This window comes from Dietzia sp. B44 (genome assembly GCF_014145245.1).
In the GTDB taxonomy this organism is placed as follows: domain Bacteria; phylum Actinomycetota; class Actinomycetes; order Mycobacteriales; family Mycobacteriaceae; genus Dietzia; species Dietzia natronolimnaea.
In genome coordinates, this window is record NZ_JAALEF010000375.1 from 1 (window position 1) to 1290 (window position 1290).

Annotated in this window: 1 protein-coding gene; it reads right to left on the reverse strand. The window is 71.9% G+C overall.

The window, feature by feature from the left end:
* Positions 1 to 21 precede the first annotated feature (21 nt).
* Positions 22 to 1077 (reverse strand): polyprenyl synthetase family protein, encoded by a 1056-nt coding sequence (locus G6017_RS12275; RefSeq protein ID WP_524536293.1) that lies wholly within the window; start codon positions 1075 to 1077, stop codon positions 22 to 24.
* Positions 1078 to 1290: the final 213 nt, after the last annotated feature.

The window sequence follows — 1290 nt, forward strand, 5'->3', positions numbered from 1 at the left end:
AGCGGATGCCCGGCGCGGCGGTCAGCTCACGCGGTCGACGGTGAACCGGACCAGCCGCCGCAGCGCCTCGTTCGCGGGACCGGCGGGCAGCACGTCCAGCTCGGCCATGGCGTCCGCCACGTACTGCTCGAGCGTCGCCCGCGCGCGCCGCATCCCCTCGGAGGCGCGGAGGAGATCCAGGGCCTCGTGGACCTCGGAGTCGTCGGTCAGCGGCTGCGCCAACAGTTCACGGAGGCGGTCGCCGTCGGTGGAACCGGCCTCGAGCGTGTAGATCATGGGCAGCGTGTGCACACCCTCGCGCAGGTCGGTCCCGGGAGTCTTGCCCGAGTCGGACGACGGAGAGGCGATGTCGATGATGTCGTCGGCGATCTGGAACGCGATCCCCACGGCGTCTCCCAGCCGTCGCAGACTCTGGATCTGCTCGTCGGAGGCGCCGGAGTACTCGCCGCCGAACTGGGCGGCGGCCGCGATCAGCGACCCGGTCTTCTCCCAGATCACGCGGAGGTAGTGACCGGCGGCGTCGGCGGCGTCCCCGCCGTCGCCCGGACCGACCGTCTCCCGCATCTGCCCGGTGACCAGTTCCGCGAAGGTCTGGGCGATGAGCTGGACCGCGGCCGGGCCGAGGTCCGCCAGGAGCATGGAGGAATGGGCGAAGAGGAAGTCGCCGGCGAGGATCGCGGTGGAGTTGTCCCAGCGGCTGTTGGCGGACTCCACGCCGCGGCGCACGGCCGCCTCGTCCATCACGTCGTCGTGATAGAGCGTGGCCAGGTGGATCATCTCGCACACCACGGCGGCCTTGACCAGGCGCTCGCGGTCGGGTTCCGGACCGAGCTCTCCGGTGAGCAGGGTGACGACGGGCCGGAAGCGCTTCCCGCCGGCGGTGACCAGGTGCAGGGCGACCTCGGTGAGGAAGTCCTCCCCGGTCTCGAGTCGGCTCACCAGGAGCTCCTCGACCTCCACCAGTCGCGCCCTCAGCAGCGCCGCGAGATCCGCGTCGCCGACGTCCACGCCCGCCACCACATGGTCGGGCGCCGTCTCAGCGGTGCCGGTCGTCACAGAATCGCTCGACATCCTCATTCGTCCTCGTCGCCTGGTGCGGACCGGCATCGACCGACCCTGACGACAGACTACGGTCCCCACCCGGGGGCTGCGGCACCCCACCCCGGCCGAGGTCGGCGCCGACCGGTCCGGCGCGGACCTGCCACCATGGAGCGCATGGACCCACGGCCGCGACCTCCCGCTTCGACCGATGTCCTCGTGGTGGGGTGCGGGCCCGCCGGTTCGGCGACC

Excerpts from the sequence above, each read along its gene's own strand:
- G6017_RS12275 (WP_524536293.1), bottom strand. The coding sequence starts at position 1,077 with ATGAGGATGTCGAGCGATTCTGTGACGACCGGCACCGCTGAGACGGCG.